Here is a 24283-nt window from a genome sequence, read left to right as displayed (position 1 = left end):
TATGGGCGATTAAAAGCTTGCGACATTAATCGGCAAATCTATGATTGGTTGCCAACTTCTTTGCCAATAGTGGGCTTGCCAATTAAGGTGCCATCAAACGATCTTTGGCTGAGCAAGCTTATCTTCTAAAATTAAAAGACTCACTGATGAGTGAGTCTAATACAGGGCTGATTGGATAAGGTGAATGAGGCGCTCACCGATTTGGACGGTTTCATCGGCACTCATGTTAAGCGGTGGCAATAACCGGATGGCATTACCGCCTGCCACATTGATGATTAGATGATGATTGTCACGCGCTTTATCGACCAAGCTATCAAATGCAATGCCGCGATCCTGTGGCATCACCACCCCTAACATCATGCCTTTTCCGCGTACAGTAACCCCTTGGCTACCCAGCTCACTGGTGATTTGCTCTATCAATGCTGCGCTATTGCTTAGCGTAGTTGCCATCATATTCTCATCATCAATGACATCAATCACTTCGCTAACCACACGGCAAGCAAGCGGCGTACCACCATACGTTGAGCCGTGCGAGCCATAGCTAAAAATATCATTGGCTTTTGCGCTAGTCATGCAAGCACCCACAGGAAAACCATTCCCCAACCCTTTTGCTGTGGTCAAAATATCAGGTTTGATGGATGAATATTGATAAGCAAAGTATCGCCCCGTCCGACCATTGCCCGTTTGCACTTCATCTAAAATCATTAGTAAGTCATGGTCATCGCAAACTTTGCGAACTTGGGTTAAAAAATCAAAGCCATTGGCAGCGGTATTGACGCCACTTTCACCTTGGATAGGCTCAAGCATCACAGCGCAAACATTGTCGTTATCGGCAATCGCTTGGCTAATCGCTTCAATATCCCCAAAAGGCACACGAATAAAATCATCATCTAAGGTAAAAAATCCAGCTCTAGCCATTGGATTTGCGGTGGCGGATACGGTCAGTAGGGTGCGTCCATGAAACGATTTTTCCATCACAATCACTTTGGCTTGGGTTTGCCCACGATTTGATGCAAACAGTCGCGCCATTTTTAATGCCGCTTCGTTGGCTTCGGCGCCGCTATTGGCAAAAAATACTTTATCCATGCCTGCGACTTGGCATAACTTTTCACCCGCGCGCTCTTGCCAATCAATACCAAAAAGATTGCTGGTATGCACAAGCGTTGCGGCTTGATCGGCAATCGCGGCAGTGATACGCGGATGACAATGCCCCAAACCACAGACAGCAATCCCTGTCAACGCATCCAAATACGGCGTTCCGTCAGCGGTATAAAGATAACTACCTTGACCTTTGACAAAGCTAATGGGCTGGCGTTTATAAGTGGGGAGTAAATAAGAGCTCATGGGGATTCCTTTAATCATAGTTAGCAAATCATAGCTAGCGCAATCACTAACCAATCAAATCTACGTTATTTAAAAGCGTCTAATTCGTCACTAAACGGGGTGTCTTCTGCACCGACTTTATAATCCTCATTCGCCCATGCGCCTAAGTCAATGAGCTTACAGCGCGCACTGCAAAATGGCTTAGTGGGGTTGTCTGCCCAAACAGTGGGTTTGCCGCAGCGCGGACAGGGGTAAGTTTTGACAGGTGCATTTGATGGGGTTGGCTCGATTTTAGACATAGACAAAAGGTATTCTGAAAAATGGTGTATCGGATTATTTGCCATAGTATACTATAAATCCTTTTTTTTGGGCGAATCAAGCGACTGTTCATGCTAAGTCATCAATTTACCAGACCGTTTCAACCCGATCGTATCCGTCATCCTAGAGATTTTCGGCCACTTGCCGCAAAATTTTGGCAGCAACCCGCCATTTTTCTTGAAATCGGTGCAGGGAAAGGCAAGCATGCCTTGAGTTTTGCCAGCGATAATGCCAATGCCCATCTCATCGCGATTGAACGTACCGCAGAAAAATATCAAGCCATGCAAAAAATGGCGAATCAAGCAAAGTTGTCTAATTTAACCACGATTCATGCCGATGCCATTGCTTGGGTCACCCATGCTGTACCTGCCCAAAGTTTATCAGGGGTTTTTATTCTTTACCCCAATCCAGAGCCGCATAATCCCAACCAACGCTGGCTTAACATGCCGTTTTTTGAGTGGTTACTGTCTCGGTTAAAACCAGGTGGCGAGCTTATACTTGCCAGTAATATTGAAAGTTATATTGATGAAGCCGAGCATAAAGCACAGACGGTTTGGCAAGTACCGGTGGAGAAAACCCAAGTACCCAATCATAGTGAACGCACGCATTTTGAGGTGAAATACCTAGCGCGTGGCGAGGCATGTTGGCAATTGACCATAAAAAAACCGCATGGTTATACCACACGGTTTGATGATTTTAATTCATTTTAGTCAGGTTTTAACGCAAGGGGCGTGGTTTGGGTGTCATCGGCACGCACCACATAAGTTTTGGCGATTTTATCATGTAGGCTTAATCGCTCTTTGCTGGTAAGCATCATGACCAAATCAATAACTAACACAACCAAACCAAAAATCGATAAAGAGTAAGCCAATGTGGTAAATAACCCACGCATAATGATTAAATTAAAAAATCCAGGAATGGCATTGGATTGGCGATCCAAAATACGTATACCCATTATCATCTTACCGATGGTCTGACCACGGCGCATCAATAATAGGACTTGCGCAATCATCAAGCCCCATACCAAAATATTGGTTAACAACAATATATGCTCAGGTAACGCTGACATGAGTTCCATCTGCTGCGCAGACGTCAAGCGGGTTTGTCCGGCTTCTGCCCATTTGAGCAATTTATCAAAATTTGGGCTGTTATATAGGGAGATGAACAGCGGCGACGACGCCAATACCATAAGCAGGGTATCTACTAATTTTGCGGCGATACGGCTACCGATGCTGGCAAGGTCTAACTGTTTTTTGGCATGGGCAATGTCTTGGTTTGAGCTAAGTTTCTTGGTCAATGTGACCTTGGTAGGGTTAGGGGATTTGTGCGGGTTATTCGCTGAATACCGATCCCAAACATTCTCAGCGTCTTCAGAAGGCGATATAGGATTAGGCGTGTTGTTAATAATATAATCTGCTTCATCAGCGGTGGGCTGCTCACGTTGGTGGGTATCCACTGACAAGCTTTCATCAATCATTGGACGGTAAAAAAATTGCCCATCCGTCATCGCATTGACTGTGTTCCAGTTATCCATCCCTTGATGCCACATCAAATCAGTGAGTAACACTTGCCCTGTCGCAAGCATTTGATTGAGTTGTTCAAGGGTATAAGGGCCGGCTTGCACATTGTTGCGAGCTAGAAAAATATGCATGTAATAACTCTACTTCTACTGGGTGGTAAAATTTGAATGACTGTATCTTATTATATGATGTTTTGCAACATCGTGCCAAAAATCGCTTATTATGCAAAACAGGTTATACAAGGCATGCTATTCAAAAAAACGCTATAGCCTTATGGATTGAAGTCAACAGTATCTAAACCATTAGCTATGCTTAGCTGGTAATGATTGGGTGGTAATGATTGGGTGGTAATGATTGGTAGGTGGTAATTATCTATCATAGGGTTAACCAAAAGTGTGCTAATATTTTTGGTTCAGCCTACGATTATTTTTCTTATTCTTATATTGTCAGATTGTATTTATGTCAGCGACTCATCCCACCAACGCCTTCATTGATTTTGATAAACCTTGGTATCACTATTTGACTTACTTTCCTTATTTTCCGGAGCTTGACGCAAAACCCAGCCATGCAACATGCAGTCATGCAACACATAGTCATGGCCCTGCTATCAATATTGTTGAAAATTTGAATGCTGGTTTGGATAGATATGAGCATGTAAACGCCAGCCGTATAGCCAATTTTGAAAAATTACCCATTCGCTTTGTTGAGCAAGCGTGTCTGCCTGAGGGTGAGGCTTATGAGAATTTTATTGCCAACACAGGGAAAATTCCAACCCGTGACAATCACCATGATTTGCTTAATGGTTTAATTTGGCTGAATTTTCCGAAGTCCAAAGCGGTATTTAACGAACTCCATGCCAAAGATATTTTGCAACATGGTATTCATAACGCCAGAACAGCGCTGCGTAATGCATTAACCGTATTTGATGAAAATGGCGGCATTGTGGTGAGTTCAGATAGGCTATTGCTTGAACAGTTACAAGCCTTTAAATGGCACGCGGCTTTAGTCACGCATAGAACAAATTGGTTGGCTCAACATCGTACCATTGCCTTTTTTCCATTTGGTCATGCCCTGCTTGAAAAATTGGTTAACCCAAGAAAAAATATCACCAGTCATACCTTGCTGATTTTAGTAGATGAGGGTTGGTTTGAGCAATCCATAGCGAGTCAGAGAAACCAGCTTGATACGGCAATCGCTAAGCTATTTCACCAAATGGCAATGCCAAATTTGGCGGGCAATGCAGTTAAGCTATCATCCAAAAGCTTTCAGCCGTTACCTGTAATGGGTATTCCAGGCTATAGTGCTGACAATGTAATACCAATATTTTATCAAGATAAGGCTGTTTTTAGGGCTCCAAGAGCGTTCAGCGCACCTATTTTTTCATTACATGACTGGTTACACTAGTGAACAGACAATTTATAGCAGTCGCTGGATAGGCGTATGGCAAGTTCATTCAATCGACATTTAAATAGGGGTGGGGTGATTGCCCAGTCTATGAATCTTGCTTGATAAAAGACGGTTAATCCGTTAGCATTAAAGCAATCTCTAGTTCATTCAGTCGCATTTATTGATAAAACTCATAATTACTAATAAAGATATTGGAGCATCAGCATGACCACCAAAGTCGTCAAAATTGATAATAAAGTTCGTATGATTACAGGTAAATTAGCCCCACATCTTGAAATTCAATGGGAACATTATACGTTGGCAGAATTGCAATCATTGCTTGAGACCGTGGTTCGTTTTGAAATTGAGCACAACTTTCGTCGTCATAAAGATTATAAAGATAGCAAAGGCGCTAACATTCAAGTGTTTAATGATGCCAACGAACTTAAAGTAACAAGTTTAAAAGATGAGTTATTAATCATCCGCGATAGCCAAATCGATTCACAATAACTATAAATCCGTGAATCAATCAAAATCCAAGCCGAATGACTTGGATTTTTTTATGAGTTGGATTTTTCTTCATGTCGTTGGTGATTGTTGAAGCAAAGTATCACGCTAAACGCTCAATGATTGGCATTGATAAAAAAATAATCGATAGCCGTTTAAGCATGGTATAATTGTCAGTTTTTATTGACAAGCGAATGATGGGTGACACGATGAAATACCCTAAAATCTACGACGTAATTGTGATTGGTGGCGGTCATGCTGGCACAGAAGCGGCGCTAGCTGCTGCGCGCATGGGTCAGCAGACGCTGTTATTGACGCATAATATTGAAACCTTGGGACAGATGAGCTGTAATCCTGCGATTGGCGGGATTGGCAAGTCGCATTTGGTGCGTGAAGTCGATGCGTTGGGTGGCGCTATGGCGCTTGCCACGGACAAAGCAGGGATTCAGTTTCGTGTGTTAAATAGCCGTAAAGGCGCTGCTGTCCGTGCCACACGTGCGCAAGCGGACCGTATTTTATATAAAGCGGCGATTCGCCATACCTTAGAGAATCAGCCAAACTTGGATATTTTCCAACAAGCGGCGGATGATATTTTGGTTGAAAACGGCAAAGCCGTAGCCGTGGTTACCCAATCAGGGATTGAGTTTGCTTGTGGCGCAGTGGTGTTGACCTCTGGCACTTTTTTAGGCGGCACTATTCATATTGGACTAGAAAACCACAAAGGTGGACGTGCAGGCGATCCGCCTTCTATCCGTTTGGCGGATAGATTGCGTGAACTCAAGCTGCCCGTTGGACGTCTCAAAACAGGCACGCCCCCACGCATTGATGCGCGTACGGTAGATTTTAGTGTCATGACCGTGCAGCCAGGGGATACACCACTGCCCGTCATGTCGTATTTGGGCGATGTGTCCATGCATCCGCGCCAAATCAACTGCTATATCACCCATACCAATGAACGCACCCATGACATTATCCGCAGCGGACTGGATCGCTCGCCCATGTATTCAGGGGTGATTGAAGGCATTGGTCCCCGTTATTGCCCATCGATTGAAGATAAAATTCATCGGTTTGCTGATAAAGACAGCCATCAGATTTTTATTGAGCCTGAAGGGTTGACCACCCATGAGCTTTATCCCAATGGGATTTCAACCAGTTTACCATTTGATATTCAGTTGGCTTTGGTACGCTCGATGAAAGGGCTAGAAAACGCGCACATCTTGCGTCCTGGCTACGCAATTGAATACGATTATTTTGACCCACAAAATCTTAAACCAAGCCTTGAAACCAAATCGATTGATAACCTGTTTTTTGCCGGTCAAATCAATGGAACGACAGGGTATGAAGAAGCCGCTGCGCAAGGTATTTTAGCTGGGTTAAATGCCGCCCGTCGTACCCAAGGACTGGATGCTTGGACACCGCGCCGCGACCAAGCCTATATTGGTGTGTTGGTCGATGATCTCATCACCCATGGTACCAAAGAGCCGTACCGTATGTTTACCAGTCGTGCCGAATACCGTCTACTGCTGCGTGAAGACAATGCCGATCAACGCCTAACAGAAATTGGGCGCGACTTAGGACTGGTGGACGATGCGCGCTGGCAAGTGTATAGCGATAAAATGACAGCGATTGAGCAAGAAACCGCACGTTTACGCTCACTTTGGGCAACGCCTACTAATACGCTGGGTCAATCATTTATCGATAAAACCGGCGAAGTATTGACCAAAGAAAATAACGCGCTTGATTTGTTAAAACGTCCGAACGTGTCATTTGATGATATTAGCGAATTGACCCAATCGCCCGTGTCTGCCGAAGTGGGTGAGCAAATCGAAATTGGTGTCAAATACGCCGGTTATATCGATCGTCAGCAAGTTGAAATCGGTCAGATGAAAAAACTTGAGCACACGCTCATTCCAGACGATTTTACTTATCATGATATCTCTGGGCTTTCCAATGAAATCGTGCAAAAACTTGAAAAAGTACGCCCAACGACGCTTGCCCAAGCCAGTCGCATTAGCGGCGTCACGCCAGCTGCGGTACAGCTTTTGGCTATGATGATTAAAAAAAGCAAAAAAGCGCGTGAAGTGCTAAGCTCTTAACTTTAGACCATGCTACATAAGTCCCATGGTATTGGTATGTGCCAAACTTGGGACTTTTTTATTTTCTACTCAAAAAAATTATTATGCTAGCTGCCTTTCTCTTTGCACTAAAAATTACCTTGCCCAATATCTTGCTGATGTTATTGGGGGTGATGATGCAAAAAAAACAAACCATCAACCAGTCGTTTGTTGAAATCGCCTCTGATATGGTTTTTAACTATTGCCTGCCATGTTTGCTGTTTTTTAGTATTTTAAAAAGTGACGTTCATTTTGCTGACCAGGTCGATTTGATTAAATCGGGATTTATGGTCACTTTTGGACTGTTTTTTCTCGGTGAGCTATTTGCCTATTTTTTTGTCAAAGACACCCGCGATAAAGGTGTGTTTGTACAAGGCGTCTTTCGCAGTAACATGGCGATTATGGGGTTGGCGACTGTGACTAACGCCTATGGTAGCCAAGGCGTCAGTATCGGTGCGGTTTATATGGGTCTTTTAACCATTGTGTATAATGTGTTGTCTGTGATTAGCCTAAGCAGAAATGATAACAGCAGCCAAGGCGTGGTTAAAAAAGCCATCACCATGACCAAAAAAATCGGACAAAATCCGTTAATTATCGCATTGGTATCAGCGTTTGCTTATAAGTTATTGCAGCTGCCGATGCCGCCTGAATTTATCATCAAAACAGGCGAGTTATTGGCAGCGGTAGCGTTACCGTTGGCTTTGATTTGTGCAGGCGCGACACTCGATATCAAGTCGATGCTCAATATGACAGGCGTGTCTATGCAAGCTAGCATCGGTCGAATTGTGGTGGCACCTATCACCGCGGTCGTGGTGGGTGTATTGATGCAATTATCACCGATACAAATGGGCGTGATGTTTATTATGATAACATCGCCTGTTGCTGCTGCCAGTTATGTGATGGCTCGCAGCATGGGGGGCAATGAAATATTAGCGGCTAATATTTTAGGATTTACCACCGTGTTTTCCATGTTTAGTCTAGCCATCGGCATGGCATTGTTACGCCATTTTGGCTTGGCGTAGCACAAAATTGGCTAGGCGTAGATTATTCAAAATAGTGTAGCCATTTTAGCGCAACTTCATCAACGTTATCGATAATGTCAGACTTTGGCAGCCATTCACGGCTAGCGGTAACCCGAATCGCATTGGTTTGATTGATATCATATTGACTACCAATACTGAGTTTGGGCTGCCAATAGCTTTCATTATCGCTGTCTCCACTTAACCAAAAAGGCAGTGTTAATTCCGATATCGCGCGCCAATTTGGTCGCAATTCTGCATTGCACCCGACATTGACGCCAATCCCAGCACGATAACCGTGATATAAGCCTTTACCGAACTGCGCTGCCATAGTGCCCAAGCCATAGCAAATATTGGCGGGCATATCGCCTGTGTCTGGGGCAGCGCTACCGATCGCCACGCTTTTACCAAATTCACCGCTGATATTTGCGACCAAATGATCGTGTATATCGCTGCGGTCATCTTTGTTGCTACTGCTAGTACCCTTGATACCATCAAAGACTCGCTGTAAGCCAATATCGCCACCCCATGAAATACCTTTTTTTGCGCTATTAATCGGATGCAATGAACGCACATCAAATAATCCTAGCTGCTCAAGTTGTACGTTATCTTGGTGGTCGGCGTTGTCATGGATGCTAAGACCGATATTTAATGCCGTCAGTTGTGAGCCTATGGGGTAGCCATCAATTTTATCCAACGCATCACGATACACCATGCGATAATTTAAAGTGATAGCCTGGTTACTGTCTAACTTAGGTCGTCCACTGACCCTGTCAAACGACTGCTGGCTGACCCCGATATCAAATCGACTTAAAGGATTGGCCAGTACAGGATTGTCGCGGCTGGGCAATATTTGAGGACTTGACGTCCGATTTTGTTGGGTATTGTTAAAAGCCTTGGGATGATTTGCCGCGGCGTTGCGGGCATTTAATTGCGCTTGCACAACAGTCGGTGTTGAAGGACTAAAATTGGTAGAGCGAATCAAATTTTCGCGGTTTAACATGCGTACCACTTGGGCAGGGGAAATCATTGGGGAGTTATTCACTAAAAAATTTTTATCGGGAAAAATAGAGTTTAGTAACACCAAAATTTCAGAGGCGCAGTTATCGGATAACAGATAATAGGGCAAATTTTGGTCTTTAATTTCCCAAGTTCGATAGGCAAGTTGTTTAACCTGTTTATCAGTAAGATTGAGCTGATATTGCCACACGTTGCGCCCATCATCTTGCAAATATTCTTTGATACCTTGCTGATAATTGGTCATGGTAAATTCGCCCGCATTGCCACCGATAGTAGATTTGTAAGCAAATTTTAAAAAATGCTCACCGTCGCTGACTTTCGGGGTGAAGTTTAAATAGTATTGATTGCTAAGGTCGGCATTATCAAATCGCAAAAAACTATGGGCAAACGCAGACGGTGGGCTATCTAAATACTCACTGGCAAAAATTAATGAGACGGATTGGGGGTTAATTTTTTGTAGCCATGAATCGAGTGCATCGCAATGTTGATGGGGTAGGCTTGAGGTATCGATGGCTAAGTTTTCAATGAGCCACTGTGTACGAGCGGGAAAGCGACATTGGACAGAGGCATTATTTTTTTTGGTAGGGTGAAATAACTGTGTAAGGATTTCATCAAGTTCTGCTTGGGGATTTTTGGCGCCTTGCGCGCTGGCAAAAAATTGTCGTTGGCTCGCTTGTGAGTTAAAACGATTGTTGACCCGACTTTCAAAGGGCTGTTTTCTGGTGATTTTTTCAGGATAATACAACAACCGCAGCCACGCTTTTTGCGAAGCTAAGTTTTGCTCATGGGCTGATGTTAAAGCCGTTTGCAGCGTTTGCGTAGCGGTAATAGACGGCGGCGTAGATAGGGTAGTGTCTGACAAAAATTGCTGAGCGGGCGCAGGTGATACATGTGACACAGGCGCTGCTAACGCATAATGTTGGCCGGATATTAGGCTCAATACAAAAACCGTTTTAGCCAACTGCTTTTGATTAAAAGCTGTTTTCTTTTGATTAAAAACACGGGTTACAGCGTGTTGATGATAGCCGTATTTGAGAAAGTTCATAGGGGTGCTCTTTTTTTATAAGGTAAATTTTTATAAGGTAAGTTTTCACAACTTTTGATAAGCAAAGCATATAATATCTGTGTGCAAATTAACATTGGCCAATTTGTAATTACGCCATTGTAGGCAGCTAGCTAGCCGGCTATATGACAACTTGCCAAATAGATTTTATCCGCTTAATTTGCTATAATTTTTTAATTATTTAGCAAAATTTTTTTAAACTATTGTGATTTATTCAAGGGTATAAGGACAATTCAGTCATGGATAAACAAGCGATTTTATCAGCGTTAACGCCTGAAATTGTTGAAAAATTTCGTCAAGCGATTTCGCTTGGCAAATGGGAAGATGGTCGAAAATTGACGGAGGAACAGCGTCAAACTTGTATGCAAGCGGTGATGGTGTGGGAGCATGAATTTTTGGGCGTCGAAGAGCGCACTGGCTATATTCATCGTCCAAAAAAAGCGGCAGAAGACTGTGATATCGGTCATGACCATCACTACCCAAATAAACCGCAGGATGAGAACGGTGAAAAACCGATTAAATTTAGTTAGGCGATAAAAAAGGCGAGTTCATTATCTCGCCTTTTTTACATTATTTTTTTGAGTACTTATTTATCAATTATTTGAATACTTAAGTACTTAGGTATAAGTACTTAAGTATTAGCTAGTTGATTATTTTTCTAAAATGGCGACCACACCTTGTCCGCCCGCAGCACAGATAGAAATCAGCGCACGACCCGATCCTTTTTGATCCAGTAGTTTAGCGGTGCTGGCAAGAATGCGACCACCGGTTGCGGCAAACGGATGCCCGGCAGCAAGTGATGAGCCATTTACGTTGAGTTTACTGCGGTCAATCGCACCAAGTGGCTTATCAAGACCTAAGCGTTCTTTACAAAAACTTTCGTCTTCCCACGCAGCAAGTGTAGATAATACCTGTGAGGCAAATGCTTCATGAATTTCATAATAATCAAAATCTTGCAGCGTCAATCCTGCGCGTTCCAACATACGTGGCACAGCATACGCAGGCGCCATTAATAGACCTTCTTTAACGCCTTTTTTACCTGTAAAATCAACTGCAGCAGTTTCTTGGTAGGTGAGATAAGCAAGCGGTTTTAATCCATTCGCTGCAGCCCACTCATCTGTGCCTAATAACACACAAGACGCGCCATCGGTCAGCGGTGTTGAGTTGCCCGCCGTCATGGTTGGATTGGCATTTTTCTTACCAAATACAGGTTTTAATGACGCCAATTTTTCTAACGAAATATCAGGACGTAGATTATTGTCGCGTGTTAAACCCTTAAATGGCGTGATTAAATCATCAAAAAAACCCTCATCGTACGCACGTGCCAAGTTTTTATGGCTATTAAAGGTAAATTCATCTTGCGCTTCACGGGTGATCGCCCATTCAAGTGCGGTGATGGCTTGGTGGTCACCCATCGATAATTTGGTACGAGGTTCACCATTTTGCGGTGCATCAATCAAGTCTTTTGGATTAATGCTTAATAACGCTTGCAAGCGATCTTTATTGGTTTTGGCATTATTAAGTTTTAACAGTGCTTTACGCAGCCCATCACCAATGCCCAAAGGGGCATCAGAAGTGGTGTCCACACCGCCTGCAATACCCGAATCAATCAGTCCCAAGGCGATTTTATTGCTCACCGCGAAAGCCGCTTGTAGTCCAGTGCCACACGCCTGTGACACATCATAAGCAGGTGTCTGCGGACTTAACGCCGTGCTTAACACACATTCACGGGTGAGATTGATATCACGGCTTAATTTAATGACCGCGCCCGCTACTACTTCACCCAATCGTTTATCTTGTAAGTTATAGCGTTCCACCAAGCCGTTAAGCGCAGCTGTCAACATTTCAGAATTGCTTACATTGGCATATTGACCATTTGAGCGGGCGAACGGAATACGGTTGCCACCTAAAATAGCGACCTTTTTGCCAGCAGGCTGGTGAGTGGGGTGTTGAAAATTGTCCATAGAAAAGTCCTTTTGAGCAATCAATTAAAAAAATTGGATAAGCTTAACCAAATAATTTTTTAAAAATAACAACTTTTTAAAAATAACTAAACTTTTTAAGTTGCAGTGATGTTACCATAAAACGCAGACAAAAATATCGCCTAAAAGTATATATATAACGATAATTTATATAAATAGGTAAAACCAATAAAATTTTATTTGATATGACTGTTCAAGGTTGCTTGATTGGTATAAAATTTACACAGTATCTATGTTTAGCAGCTGTATTTAATTGAGTTTTATATAATAGCCTAAGCAAAACTAACTATTCAAAGGAGTCATTATGTCAGACCATTATTCAGAATTTGTCCAAAATCCATTGGGACGTAAGATTGCCCAAAATTTGGGTTTACCGATGCCGATCAGCCTTGAGCGTTACAAAGAAGGTCAAGCACCTATTACCGGTAGTGTCATTTTTGGGGTCAGTGAAAACGCTGTCCTGGCAAATGACATCGCCAAAGTATTGGCGAATGTGCAAGCGGATGTCTATCTAGACCCCAATGAGTCAGCGCGTGATGCTTTACAAAATGCACAGATTGACGCCGAGCAGTTTGGCGCGAATCAGTATTTTAAAGTGGCTATTTTCGATGCTTCAGGTATCAAGACAACCCATGAGCTTAAACAAGTTTACAACTTCTTTCATCCGATTGCGCGTTCGATTGACCGCTCAGGTCGCGTTATCGTTATTGGTTTGCCACCTGAAAAATGCACCAGTATTGCACAGGCAGCAGCCCAGCGTGCGTTAGAAGGATTTGTTAAATCCGTCGGTAAAGAATTTAAGCGCGGTATTACAAGCCAGCTTATCTATGTAGACCCAAATGCGGCGCAAAACCTTGAATCTACTTTACGTTTTTTTGCCTCACCGCGTTCTGCTTATGTGTCAGGTCAAGTAGTGAGAGTTGGCGAAGGCAACCCAGTCACGGTTGATTGGCAAAAGCCTTTAAAAGGTAAAACACTGGTGGTGACTGGCGCGAGCCGAGGTATTGGCGAAGCCATCGCAAAGGTATTATCGCGTGATGGCGCACATGTCATCTGTGTCGATGTAGCTGCACAGCAATCAGACTTGCAAAAAGTGGCAGGTGAGATAGGCGGTTCTACCTTAACATTAGATATCACAGCCGACGATGCTGGCGAAAAAATAGCCGCAGCGGCAGCCAAACGTGGCGGCTTAGATGGTATTGTCCACAATGCAGGCATAACACGTGACAAGACATTGGCGAAAATGGATGATAACATGTGGGATGCAGTCATGAACGTCAATCTCAATGCGGAAGAAAAAATTGATGATTATTTACTCAGTCATGACAGTTTCAATGAAAATGCGAGAATTGTATGTGTATCATCCATTAGCGGTATTGCCGGCAATTTGGGACAGACCAATTATGCCATGAGCAAAGCTGGCGTGATTGGCGCGGTACAAGCGACTGCACCTACGTTAAACAACGGTATTACCATCAACGCGGTAGCGCCAGGATTTATCGAAACCCAAATGACCGCTGCCATACCTTTTGCGATTCGAGAAGCAGGTCGCAGAATGAACTCAATGAGCCAAGGCGGTTTGCCGATTGATGTGGCTGAGACCATTGCTTGGCTGGCTTGCCCTGCATCGGGCGGCGTCAATGGCAACATTGTCCGCGTCTGCGGTCAAAGTGTGTTGGGTGCGTAATTATTGGCGGGCTGAAAAAAATCAGTATCGAAAATATCGCTACTGATTTTTTTTCATTATTTTTTCTAAGTCAAACTTAAACTAAGCTTTATGCAAAAAATCAACAATTAGAGTGTGACATTCGATTATAATAAACTAAGTTCTCAGATTTTGAGATCTGACGGTAATGAAAAGTAATGGAATATATCCGAACACTATCTAATCAACTAGCCATTTATTGGCTCAAGCTTAAAAAGTAAAAAAGTAAGGACAGTCTGTATGTCAGACCAAAATTTTAGTCGTTTGCCAAAGCCGCACACCACCTATGCCAATATTATTAAAAGTTTTTTACCTATTGGCGACCAAGACAAATCGGCCAATGCGGTGCTGCCCAATGCTACTTATAGCGTCAATACGCTTGAAATCGACCATGATAACTTAGCCGATTACCGCAGAATTTGTGGTTTTGAAAACAATAGCTACGTGCCGCCGACGTATTTTGCGGTGCTGTCGCAGTCGTTACAGATGAACATGATGGTCAAAGAGCCATTTCCATTTGCCATGCTAGGCTTGATTCATGTGCAAAACAGTGTTACCCAATATCGTCGCATTAAAGATAGCGCAATTTTTAAAATGGCGGTGAGCTTCGCTAACCTGCGCGACCATGATCGTGGTAAGCAATTTGATTTTGTCACTAAAGTTTTTGAAAAAGATGAGCTGGTTTGGGAAGGGACTTCGACGTATTTATCACGCCAAAAACGTCAAAAAACGACTCAAAAACCATCGACGACGCAAGTAGAAGCCAAGCCCACACTTGATAGTAATGATATGCATGAATTTTGGGAAATTCCCGAAGATATTGGGCGTCGCTATGCGTTTGTCTCTGGGGATTTTAATCTAATTCATTTGCATCCTTTATCTGCCAAGGCATTTGGTTTTCCAAAAGCCATTGCCCATGGTATGTGGACAAAAGCCAAATGCTTGGGTGCGTTGGGCGATTTGCCAGAGAGCTTTACCTGTGATGTAACGTTTAAATTGCCGATTTTTTTGCCCTCTGAAGTGGAGTTTATCGCAAAATTTGATAACCGTGACGAGCAGGTGGAGTTTGGTGTGTATGATCCCGCTACACCAAAAGCCAATTTGATTGGGAAAATCACCCAAGCGCAGGCTAAATAATAACGACAAAAAAACTGTCAATAAGGGTTTAATGTTAAGCGGCTATTTTTTAGCAGGGTGTTTTTTAGCACAGGATTTTTTAGGATGCTATTGGAGCAATGAAGGATTTAATGGATTATCAAGCGCTCAACCAAAACCTAGCACAACTGTTATCACAATTTGATCTTAATCAAAAGGTAGGTGGCTGCAGTCTGGTCATTTTTCATCAAGGTAAAGCGGTCACTCAATTGGCTCACGGTATCGCAAATATTGATAAAACTAACCAGCAAATTACCCCTTGGCAGCCATCTACCCTGTCGCTGAATTTTTCGACAGGCAAAGGCATACTGGTTACGTTGATTCATATTTTAGTGAGTCAAGACCTTTTAGCATATGACAAAACCTTGGCTAGTTATTGGCCTGCATTTGCCCAAAATGGCAAAGATAGCGTCACTTTGCGCGATATGCTAACGCACGAATCGGGATTATTTAATATCGTCAGTATTACCGAACACGCCAAAGACATGCTAGATTGGCAATTGATGCTCAGTAATGTCGAGCAAATGGCATTAAATAGTCCAACTAATACGCATAGTTCAGGAAATGGTTCAGCTAATAAGAAGCAGCCTGTTAATCAATCAACCGAATCCAGTGCGGCTTCCCATGCGGATTCCAGCGCGGCTTATAGCGCCTTGGTATCAGGCTGGGTATTGGGTGGGCTGATTGAAAAAGTAACGCAATTACCGCTGCAGCAAGCGCTAGAATATTATTTGTTGGAACCGCTTAATTTGGTCGGTCAAGCTTACTTTGGGGTACCCAAAGACAAAGTTGAACAGGTTGCCGGTCAAATACGTGCCAAAGAGAGTCAAGTTAAGCCTTTACTCACTCAAGATGCTGACTCAACGCTACAATTTTATCAATCACTCCCCTTTTACCCAGCATGGTTAACATTGTCTCAATCTGACAGCCCTTTGACGACGCAGGCCATTAACGCGCTGTATTTTCAACCTGCTAATATCAATATCGAAGACTACAAATCGGCACTGGTACCCATCGGTAGCAGACAATTTAATTATTATCACCCTGTCACGCTACAGGCGAAAATTCCTGCCGCAAATGGTGTAGCCAGTGCCATAGCGTTGGCTACAATATATGCAATGCTTGCAAATCGCGGTATTTGGCAAGGTAAAACGCTAATCAATTCTGCTGTTTTTAAGGCGCTTTCAACCATTCATAATGAGCAATTTGACAAAATCATGCCAGCGGTGATGGCATGGCGACTCGGTTATCATCGCGTGTTTAGTCTGTTCCATGATGTGTCTGATGCATTTGGACATATGGGGTATAATGGGTCTATGGCTTGGTGTGATCCCAGTCGCGCATTAGCAGTCAGCTTTGTACATAATTATGATGTCACTATGCTGGGTGACGATAGACAATTTATCTTAAATGAAACGATATTGGATTTTTTTGCTTAGCCTAATTGCTAAGGCTTATTTCTTAGCCTCATTTAAATAATAAAAGGAATGTAATCAATGCAGTATGACAATCAAAATATTTTTGCCAAAATTCTTCGTGGTGAGATTCCTAGCCATAAGGTTTATGAAGATGACAAAACGCTTGCCTTTATGGATATCATGCCGATGGCAGAAGGGCATGTTTTAGTCATTCCAAAATGTGAAGCCGTTGAATTGTCGGATATGCCAGCAGATTACATTGCGGCAGTTTTCAGCACCGCGCAAAAAGTCATGGCAGCGCAGCGCAAGGTATTTAACCGCCAAGGTATTGTGCAGATGCAGTTAAATAATGCAGAGGCAGGACAATCGGTATTTCATTACCACGTTCATTTGATTCCAAGCAGTATCTATCATCTCGGCTTGCATGAAGATCGACAAGGCGATCATGAGCGTCTAGCAGCGCTGGCTAATCAATTAAAATCAGCGATAGCAAATTAACTAACTGCTTGTAAGTAGCGGATGGTTAAAACCCAATCACCTATTTGCAAGCCGGTAAAATGGTGGTGGAGGTACAAATCGGCAAAAACCCCGCATCGGTTAACACATCTTGTGCTTTTGCCGATTTTAGGTAATCCACAAAGATTTGACTGGTTTCAGGGTGATTTAAAATTATTCCATCTTGCAGAATTGGCGGATAACTATCTTTAGGCAGTATTAAATAGTTATTGGTTAGAGTCTTCACATTTTTCAGGGCATTGTCATTGGGTTTATTCAATACTTGGGACAGACTTACAAATCCAAAATCTGCTTTCCCACTATCCGTTAACGCAAAAGTTTCATCTAGAGTATTGGTATAGACAATCTTAGACTTTATATTATTATAAAGATTTTGATTGACCAACCAGGCTTCTGCTGCCACGCCATAAGCTAAACTCTTTGGATTGGCTATCGCTAAACTAAAGGGTTTATTGTCAAGTATCAACTGATCGAGCGTGGTTGTAGGGCTAATGTCCATGGGGTATTTATGACTATAAAGCACTAGCTGACCTCGGGTATAAGTGAAGGGCGCTGATTTAACACCCTTAACACTGGCAAGCATTTGCTTTGGATAACTCTGATTACCCGCTAAATAAATATCAAAGCTTTGAGGATTGGCATTGACCGTATCATACAGCGCAGCATTGGGCTCAAAGGTAATTTGAATCTTTATATTCGGGTAATTATGGTTAAAATCTGATACCAAAATCGGCAATACCATGCGAAGATTGGAAAAAGCGGCTATATGTAGATTCTCAATCACTTTAGGTGAAGAAGCGGCAGGCGCATTTTTTGAGATAGCTTTGGTAGGTTCTTTGGCAGATTGGTTATTTGACGTCGTTGAATTTTGATTACTATTTGATGAATTACAACCTGCTATGAATGCTGTGACAATACATAGCATTATGTTAAAACAGATCGTGGCAGGTTGATTAAAAGTCATAAATTAACAAATTTAACCCGAGTTTTTAGCGATATTATGATTAAGTGGTGGGCAAGAATACTATACAAAGTAGTGAGTGAGTGTGTAAAAAACGTATCGATTTTATTGAAAAATTATTTTTTAGCTATTTTTGCTTCAAGACACAAATAATGAAAATAGTTGTTGCAAAAAAAAATAAAGTTGCTAAAATACCACCCCACATAGCCGATTACAGATAAACTAAAAAGCTATAGCCATCTATGCCAGTGTGGTGAAATTGGTAGACACGACGGATTCAAAATCCGTTGCCTTTAAAAGCGTGTCGGTTCGAGTCCGACCACTGGTACCAATCAATAGTATGCTTATGTATGCTAGCGTATGAAAAGCCTAGACTCACAGCGAGTTTGGGCTTTTTTATTGTATGCTTGTGTATGTTAGCGTATGTTAGCGTATGTTGCAATATGTGATTTTTAGCAGTAACCTAGGCGTAAATTTTGATAATTTACTGCTTTTGCAAAATGGATTACTGTTATGCCCCGCCAAACCCTGCCACTCACCAATACCGAGATAGACAAAGCAAAACCCAAGGATAAGCCGTATCGACTGTACGATGGCGAAGGTTTATTGCTAAATGTCGCAAGCTCTGGTACCAAAACTTGGTATTTACAATATAGCAAGCCTTTTACAAAAAAGAAAGATATGGTTAACCTTGGTCGATATCCTTCGGTCAATTTGGCGGATGCGCGCAAGCAGAAAAATTACTGCCAAGAATTACTGTCAAAGGACATTGACCCCAAAACCCACTTTGAAGAAGAACAGCGCCGCAAAGAATATGAACACCGTACTGACTTCCGCTCAGTGTTTGACGAGTGGCTGCCCACCAAAAAGTATGCGCCCAAAACCGTTGAAAAGATGGAAAATTACATAAAGGAAATGTTGGCAGTTATCGGCAATAAGCCAGTCAATCAAGTGACTACCGAAGATTGTATGCGCGTGCTAAAACCCGTTGAAGCGGCTGGGCATTTAACCAAACTTGAAAAAATGCGCTCGATGATGAGTCAAACAATGGCTTATGCGATTGCGACTGGTCGCGCCAAAGAAAATCCATGTATTCACTTGCGCGGTGTGTTTATGACGCCTGAAACGACCCATGCGCCCGCTATTTTAGATGAAGCAGGACTGACTAGGCTTGTGCAGTCTATCTATAGCTATCATGGGCATTTTGCGACACGCAAGGCATTGCTATTTGCAATCATCATGTTTGCTCGCCCGGGTGAAATTCGGCATTTAAAATGGCAGGATATCGACTTTGAATACAATAATTGGTCATACACACCCAACAAAACGCGCAAATCCACTGGAGTGAGTATGCTCTCACCACTACCAATGCAAGCTGTTGAGATTTTAAAAGAGATGAAAGCGTATAAAAACGCTGAATTGGTTTTTCCATCAAGTAACAGTACGTCACGCCCATTGTCTGAAAATACGCTTAATCAAGCGTTAAGACGCATGGGTTTTGAAAACACTGAGCAAACGTCACAAGGTTTTCGCGCCATCGCTCGAACGGTATTGGAAGAAAAGTTTAAATACGATTATCGCTGGATTGAGCTGCAACTTGGGCATAAAGTGCGTGATAGCAATGGCAGGGCTTATAATAGAGTGATGTTTCTTTCAGAAAGAAGGGAAATGCGAGACTGTAAAATATTTTGTGTAAACCCCAATAAACGACATAAGTTTACACAAGGAAAAACACATGAAAGATTCGACAGAAGTTTTGCTTGACGAATTACTTAAAGATTATCAAACGCCTGAACAAATCTTAGGTGAAAACGGCATCCTAAAACAACTCACCAAACGACTTGCCGAACGGGCATTACAAGCTGAAATGACCCATCATCTTGGCTATGCTAAACACGACTACCAAGGCAAAGCCGATAAAGAAACGCTTGATGAGTTCATCAACCATAACGCCGATGAAGATTTGCATGAAGACGAACTGCCATCAGATGAAGAAGAAAATATCCAACCTAGCAGCATAAACGAAGAAACTATCGTACTTGCAGGCAAACCTGCTCGAAAAAAATCCAACGCCCGTAACGGCACCACTAAAAAAACCGTCCGTACTGACTTTGGTAAAATACAACTTGACGTACCAAGGGATCGAGTAGGCAGCTTCGATCCTGAACGAGGGAATAGCGAAGCATCGCTTCGCCCGAGTGCAAGACGAAGGCTATGCCTGAGTAATTGTTAAAAAGCATGAACGCACGTTAAACGGCTTTGACGACAAAGTAATATCTCTATACTCTCGGGGCATGAGCACCCGTGACATTCAAGCTCACTTAAAAGAAATCTATGGCGTTGACGTTTCATCTACCTTTATCTCCATCGTCACCGACAGCGTACTGGATGAAGTCAAACAATGGCAACAGCGTCCACTTGAACCAATTTACCCTGTCGTCTATCTTGACGGGTTGGTGGTCAAAAACCGAGAAGAAGGCATTGCTCATAATAAATGTGTTTACCTTGCGCTTGGCATTAATACTGAAGGTCGAAAAGATGAGGAACGATTATAGTTCCGCAAGGGGCTGTGGATTGCCAAGAATCACTCGAGCACAGCTCTCGCCTTGCACTCGGGCGAAGCGATGCTTCGCTATTTCCTCGTTCAGGGGCGAAGTTCTGGCTATCGGTGATGAACGAACTTAAAAACCGTGGGGTTAATGATATCTTTATCGCCTGCTGCGATGGGCTAAAAGGCTTTCCTGAAGCGATAGAAACGGTGTTCCCCAAAACCAAAGTTCAGCTATGTATTGTCCATCAAGTTAGAAACTCGCTGAAATACGTCAGCTATAAACAAAGAAAGGAAATAGCCACAGATTTAAAAACTATTTATGGTGCGGATACCTTGGCAGAAGCGGAAGATAATCTGCTTGCCTTTGCGGAAAAATGGGATGGCGAACATCCGCAAATCTCTAAATCCTGGCAAGAGAATTGGGGACGGCTGACCACGTTCTTTGATTATCCCAAAGAGATTCGACGAGTGATTTATACTACCAATACCATTGAATCATTAAATGCCAGTTTAAGAAAGGTAACCAGTACCAAAAAGACCTTCCCAAATGATGATGCGGTGTTTAAGGCAATTTATATGGCACTCATCAATACGATGCAGAAATGGACGATGCCCATTCAAAATTGGAAACCTGCGATGCGTCAGTTTGTGATGTTATACGGCCATCGGGTGGAGGGTTATTGATATAGAATATTTGTTTGCTTTTTATCTAACCGCTAATTTGGTTCTATTTTTAGGTTTACACAAAAATTCTTGCAATCTCTTACTCTGATAATCACATTGACGAGAAACTTGGGGTCAGTAAAGGAAAAGTCAAACTAAGCGCCGCTATAATCAGCGGTGTTTTTTTATCCCTGCTATCTATCAAAGTAGCCAAAATGGATATACCAGGTATCGAGCTTGCTGCGGTAGCTGCATTTTTGGCAGCGTCTGGGCAAACGGTGGTAGCAACATTGGTCGCATTGCTGCCGGAAATGATGTCTAAAAAATTGCGTGGTGCAATGGGTATTAAAGAGGAGGATGCACAGTGAACTTCATCGTCACAAAACAAGGCGCATTATTCGCGCTCATGCTGATTGTTGCATTATTTGCTTATATCTACATCACCTCGCCGATGCTTGATTTTATCAAAGTGTTTGGCTGCTCACTGTCTTTGCTACTTTTTTTGATTGCGATGCAAGCGCGGCTTTGCAAGCACATTGATACAAAGCAGCTTGGCGCGGATTGGGCACTGCTGTTTGTCGGAGCGTGCGGACTTTCGTTTTTCGTATTCTTTTGGGATTTATCCGCTGGCTGCGTTAGTAATAAAGCGTGGTGGGCATTAATCATTGGTGTGCTGTGCCATGTTGTAGGCTTGGTATTTTGGTACGGGCAAAACTTACTTAACAAAAAACGCAAAACCGCCAAATAAGGCGGTTTTTTATGGAGTGTGAAATGTCAGTTAAAGAAATACAACGCTCACTAGGCGTAACTGCTGATGGCGTGTGGGGTAATCAATCGCAATCAGCACTTGATGGCAGTAAATTAAAACTAGACTACTCGTGGGATAAAATGCGCTATGCGTTTGGCGGCTTTACCCAATCACAGGTAGATGGATTTAATGTAATCATGACAGCGATTAACGCCAATCAATCAGCTAAAAATCCATTGTTTGCCGCATATATCCTAGCAACAGTTTGGCACGAAACCGCGTTTAAAATGCAGTCGATTGCTGAATATGGCAAGGGTAAAACGCGCAGATATGGCCAGTGGTTTACCAATTCAAAAGGGCAGAAGTTTGGCTATAGAAATGGCGATGGCGATACTTATCTGCAATCTGAATACCCATATTTGTATTATGGGCGTGGACCTTGCCAGCTTACTTGGCTTGATAATTACATCAAGCTAGGCAAAATGATTAATGTGGACTTGGCAAACAATCCGGATCTTGCACTGGTACCAGAGAACGGTTATAAAATTATTATTGCTGGCATGTTGACTGGGGCATTTACCGGTATGTCGCTATCACGCGCCATTAAAACAGGTAGCAATGCCGATTATGTGGCAGCGCGTAAGATTATCAATGGTACCGATTGTGATGATTTGATTGCAGGTTACGCAGCTAAGTTTTTGGATTGTTTGATTGCAAAGTAATCAATCATTATTGATTGTGAAAATTCATGATTTGATATACCCTGCAACACAATAATTAATTAATGACAGTAATTTTTACAGTAAATAAGTTTGTAAAATTTGGTATCGTATTTAATTTCAATACTTTGCTTCGGCTATTAGAGTCCGACCACTGGTACCAAATTAAAGCTCCTAATAACAGGAGCTTTTTTTTTGAACTAAAATTGCTGTATAAAAGAATGATTAAGGTATTATTTTTAATTGTTTATCAAGCAAATCTATAATGCTATAATGGATTAAACATTATTGAAAATAAGAGTTAACGCTTTTCTCAATAGTTAATATTATAAACTGATAGGTCATGATGGCTATGTCGCTTACTTAAATTTACAAAATTTACAAGCGTGTAGCATTAAACTTTTATTACAATTACGCACCATATTGATTAGAACTGTTAGATTTTGCCTTTTATTCTACGAGATTGTCACATGTTAGCAAAGCTCATAAAATTATCTCCTATCATTTTTGCACTTTCATTTGCTGGATGTAGCTCTAAGACAGCAATTACTAGCGGTATGAATGTTGGTAAATTGCCTGAATCGACAGTACCCGACCAACCCGTGTCATTTGTAGCAGATAATGGCATTCGTTTTAATGTAACCGAATTAACGGCAAATAACATTCCAGCACCTAATCTATTAGGGCCGAGAACAGTCTCATTCCCGCCTGTCTCAAAATCCGCTGCAACCTATAGTACAATTGCAAAAGGCGATGTGATTGAAATATTCTTACCAGGATACCCTGAAATCACGCAAGGTGTTCAATCGGGAGGTAATAGTGTTTATTCAAGTGGATACCTAGTCGACCAAAGCGGTTTTTTGCAGTTTCCAATGATAGGGCGGGTGAAAGCCGAAGGGTTAACAGTGTCACAACTCACCAATCAAATAGCGAACCTTTTATCTCGCTATCTTAAACACCCAGACCCTCAAGTAAGAGTTCTCTCCTATCGTGGGCATAAGTTCTATGTCGATGGGCAGGTGAAATCGCCTGGGCAATATGATATTGCGGATCAGCCAGTGAATCTATATACGGCAATCAGTATGGCAGGCGGTACCATTAATACCTCAGATACTAATAACATTCAGCTCATACGCGACGGTAGAACTTACAACTTTGGTTTTAAATCGCTGCAAAATGCGGGATACTCTCCAAACTCTCTATATTTGAGAAATGGTGATACTATCAAAGTTGGTGATATAAGCAATCATAAAGTCACGGTAATGGGTGAGTTTACAAAACCCAGCACTATCCAAATTCCTGAGAATGGGTTAAGTTTGATTAGTGCGATAGGGGAAGCCAATGGTATAGTTCCTACCTCTGCAAATGCCAAAAAGGTATACATATTAAGAGAAAATAATTATCAAAACGAGTCGAATATCTATCATATTGATTTAACCTCTATTACAAATTTTTCGGTCGCAAATCGGTTCAAATTGCAGCCTGGGGATGTCGTGTATGTAGACCCGACAGGGCTAGTACGTTGGAATCGTATAATCAGTCAAATATTACCATCCTATTCAATTACAAATATTGCTAGAACCTTTTAAACGAAT

Annotated in this window: 21 protein-coding genes, 1 tRNA gene and 1 pseudogene; 17 read left to right on the top strand and 6 right to left on the bottom strand. The window is 42.4% G+C overall.

Annotated elements, in window-relative coordinates; all coding sequences use genetic code 11:
• Positions 1-156: 156 nt before the first annotated feature.
• Both RT064_RS05875 and RT064_RS05870 read right to left on the bottom strand, forming a co-directional pair.
• Complete coding sequence (locus RT064_RS05875; protein ID WP_313062353.1) at positions 157-1344, bottom strand: aspartate aminotransferase family protein; 1188 nt, start codon at positions 1342-1344, stop codon at positions 157-159.
• 65 nt (positions 1345-1409) lie between these two features.
• On the bottom strand, positions 1410-1622 hold the full coding sequence (locus RT064_RS05870) for a DNA gyrase inhibitor YacG (protein ID WP_135888996.1): 213 nt from the start codon (positions 1620-1622) through the stop codon (positions 1410-1412).
• Between the two features lie 90 nt (positions 1623-1712).
• On the opposite strand from RT064_RS05870, the gene RT064_RS05865 reads away from it, so the two are divergent.
• Positions 1713-2351 (top strand): methyltransferase domain-containing protein, encoded by a 639-nt coding sequence (locus RT064_RS05865; protein ID WP_313062351.1) that lies wholly within the window; start codon positions 1713-1715, stop codon positions 2349-2351.
• On the opposite strand, the gene RT064_RS05860 is transcribed toward RT064_RS05865, so the two are convergent.
• Entirely contained in the window at positions 2348-3292 is a 945-nt protein-coding gene (locus RT064_RS05860) for an RDD family protein (RefSeq protein ID WP_313062349.1), read from the bottom strand. The genes RT064_RS05865 and RT064_RS05860 overlap by 4 nt on opposite strands.
• A gap of 328 nt (positions 3293-3620) precedes the next feature.
• Between RT064_RS05860 and RT064_RS05855 the strand changes: the two genes are divergently transcribed.
• The 4 genes from RT064_RS05855 (at position 3621) to RT064_RS05840 (ending at position 8190) form a co-directional block, all read left to right on the top strand.
• Positions 3621-4565, top strand: a complete 945-nt coding sequence (locus tag RT064_RS05855) for a DUF3025 domain-containing protein (protein WP_313062347.1) — start codon at positions 3621-3623, stop codon at positions 4563-4565.
• A gap of 207 nt (positions 4566-4772) precedes the next feature.
• The gene (locus RT064_RS05850; protein ID WP_007117325.1) at positions 4773-5057 is read left to right on the top strand and encodes a hypothetical protein; all 285 of its coding nucleotides are present in this window, start codon (positions 4773-4775) and stop codon (positions 5055-5057) included.
• Between the two features lie 206 nt (positions 5058-5263).
• Positions 5264-7150, top strand: coding sequence for a tRNA uridine-5-carboxymethylaminomethyl(34) synthesis enzyme MnmG (mnmG, locus tag RT064_RS05845; protein WP_095355955.1), 1887 nt, complete (start codon positions 5264-5266; stop codon positions 7148-7150).
• Between the two features lie 83 nt (positions 7151-7233).
• Positions 7234-8190 carry an AEC family transporter gene (locus tag RT064_RS05840; RefSeq protein WP_313062345.1) on the top strand — a complete coding sequence of 319 codons (957 nt, stop codon included), beginning with the start codon at positions 7234-7236 and terminating at the stop codon, positions 8188-8190.
• 22 nt (positions 8191-8212) lie between these two features.
• On the opposite strand, the gene RT064_RS05835 is transcribed toward RT064_RS05840, so the two are convergent.
• Positions 8213-10252, bottom strand: a complete 2040-nt coding sequence (locus RT064_RS05835) for an Lnb N-terminal periplasmic domain-containing protein (protein ID WP_313062344.1) — start codon at positions 10250-10252, stop codon at positions 8213-8215.
• A gap of 257 nt (positions 10253-10509) precedes the next feature.
• Between RT064_RS05835 and RT064_RS05830 the strand changes: the two genes are divergently transcribed.
• Positions 10510-10800 (top strand): YeaC family protein, encoded by a 291-nt coding sequence (locus tag RT064_RS05830; RefSeq protein ID WP_313062343.1) that lies wholly within the window; start codon positions 10510-10512, stop codon positions 10798-10800.
• Positions 10801-10920: 120 nt separating this feature from the next.
• Here RT064_RS05830 and RT064_RS05825 read toward each other — a convergent pair whose 3' ends face one another.
• Complete coding sequence (locus RT064_RS05825; RefSeq protein ID WP_007116987.1) at positions 10921-12234, bottom strand: acetyl-CoA C-acetyltransferase; 1314 nt, start codon at positions 12232-12234, stop codon at positions 10921-10923.
• 322 nt (positions 12235-12556) lie between these two features.
• Between RT064_RS05825 and RT064_RS05820 the strand changes: the two genes are divergently transcribed.
• From RT064_RS05820 to RT064_RS05805, 4 genes are all read left to right on the top strand, one after another.
• Positions 12557-13939: a 3-oxoacyl-ACP reductase gene (locus RT064_RS05820; RefSeq protein ID WP_313062341.1), complete on the top strand. Its 1383-nt coding sequence runs from the start codon at positions 12557-12559 to the stop codon at positions 13937-13939.
• Positions 13940-14197: 258 nt separating this feature from the next.
• Positions 14198-15094, top strand: coding sequence for a MaoC family dehydratase (locus RT064_RS05815; RefSeq protein WP_313062340.1), 897 nt, complete (start codon positions 14198-14200; stop codon positions 15092-15094).
• A gap of 98 nt (positions 15095-15192) precedes the next feature.
• Positions 15193-16551 (top strand): serine hydrolase domain-containing protein, encoded by a 1359-nt coding sequence (locus RT064_RS05810; protein WP_313062338.1) that lies wholly within the window; start codon positions 15193-15195, stop codon positions 16549-16551.
• Positions 16552-16608: 57 nt separating this feature from the next.
• Positions 16609-17028, top strand: a complete 420-nt coding sequence (locus tag RT064_RS05805) for an HIT family protein (protein WP_312539077.1) — start codon at positions 16609-16611, stop codon at positions 17026-17028.
• Positions 17029-17068: 40 nt separating this feature from the next.
• Here RT064_RS05805 and modA read toward each other — a convergent pair whose 3' ends face one another.
• Positions 17069-18010 carry a molybdate ABC transporter substrate-binding protein gene (modA, locus tag RT064_RS05800; RefSeq protein ID WP_313062337.1) on the bottom strand — a complete coding sequence of 314 codons (942 nt, stop codon included), beginning with the start codon at positions 18008-18010 and terminating at the stop codon, positions 17069-17071.
• Positions 18011-18251: 241 nt separating this feature from the next.
• Here modA and RT064_RS05795 point away from each other — a divergent pair.
• The 7 genes and pseudogenes from RT064_RS05795 (at position 18252) to RT064_RS05760 (ending at position 24277) form a co-directional block, all read left to right on the top strand.
• Positions 18252-18338: transfer RNA gene (locus RT064_RS05795), tRNA-Leu, on the top strand.
• Between the two features lie 182 nt (positions 18339-18520).
• A complete protein-coding gene (locus RT064_RS05790; protein ID WP_313062335.1) occupies positions 18521-19771 on the top strand; it encodes a tyrosine-type recombinase/integrase in 1251 nt (416 codons plus the stop codon).
• Positions 19743-21242 (top strand): annotated as a pseudogene (locus RT064_RS05780) (IS256 family transposase). Before RT064_RS05790 ends, RT064_RS05780 begins: the two are co-directional and overlap by 29 nt.
• Before the next feature lie 194 nt (positions 21243-21436).
• Positions 21437-21589 (top strand): hypothetical protein, encoded by a 153-nt coding sequence (locus RT064_RS05775; RefSeq protein WP_313062333.1) that lies wholly within the window; start codon positions 21437-21439, stop codon positions 21587-21589.
• Entirely contained in the window at positions 21586-21969 is a 384-nt protein-coding gene (locus RT064_RS05770) for a hypothetical protein (RefSeq protein WP_313062331.1), read from the top strand. Before RT064_RS05775 ends, RT064_RS05770 begins: the two co-directional genes overlap by 4 nt.
• A gap of 23 nt (positions 21970-21992) precedes the next feature.
• Positions 21993-22691, top strand: a complete 699-nt coding sequence (locus RT064_RS05765; RefSeq protein WP_313062330.1) for a glycoside hydrolase family 19 protein — start codon at positions 21993-21995, stop codon at positions 22689-22691.
• Positions 22692-23158: 467 nt separating this feature from the next.
• The gene (locus RT064_RS05760; protein ID WP_313062328.1) at positions 23159-24277 is read left to right on the top strand and encodes a polysaccharide biosynthesis/export family protein; all 1119 of its coding nucleotides are present in this window, start codon (positions 23159-23161) and stop codon (positions 24275-24277) included.
• Positions 24278-24283: the final 6 nt, after the last annotated feature.

It is taken from the genome of Moraxella sp. CTOTU49097 (genome assembly GCF_032064105.1).
In the GTDB taxonomy this organism is placed as follows: Bacteria; Pseudomonadota; Gammaproteobacteria; order Pseudomonadales; family Moraxellaceae; genus Faucicola; species Faucicola osloensis_B.
The sequence above is the reverse complement of the archived record's forward strand: the minus strand, read 5'-3'. Positions and strand labels throughout refer to the sequence as shown.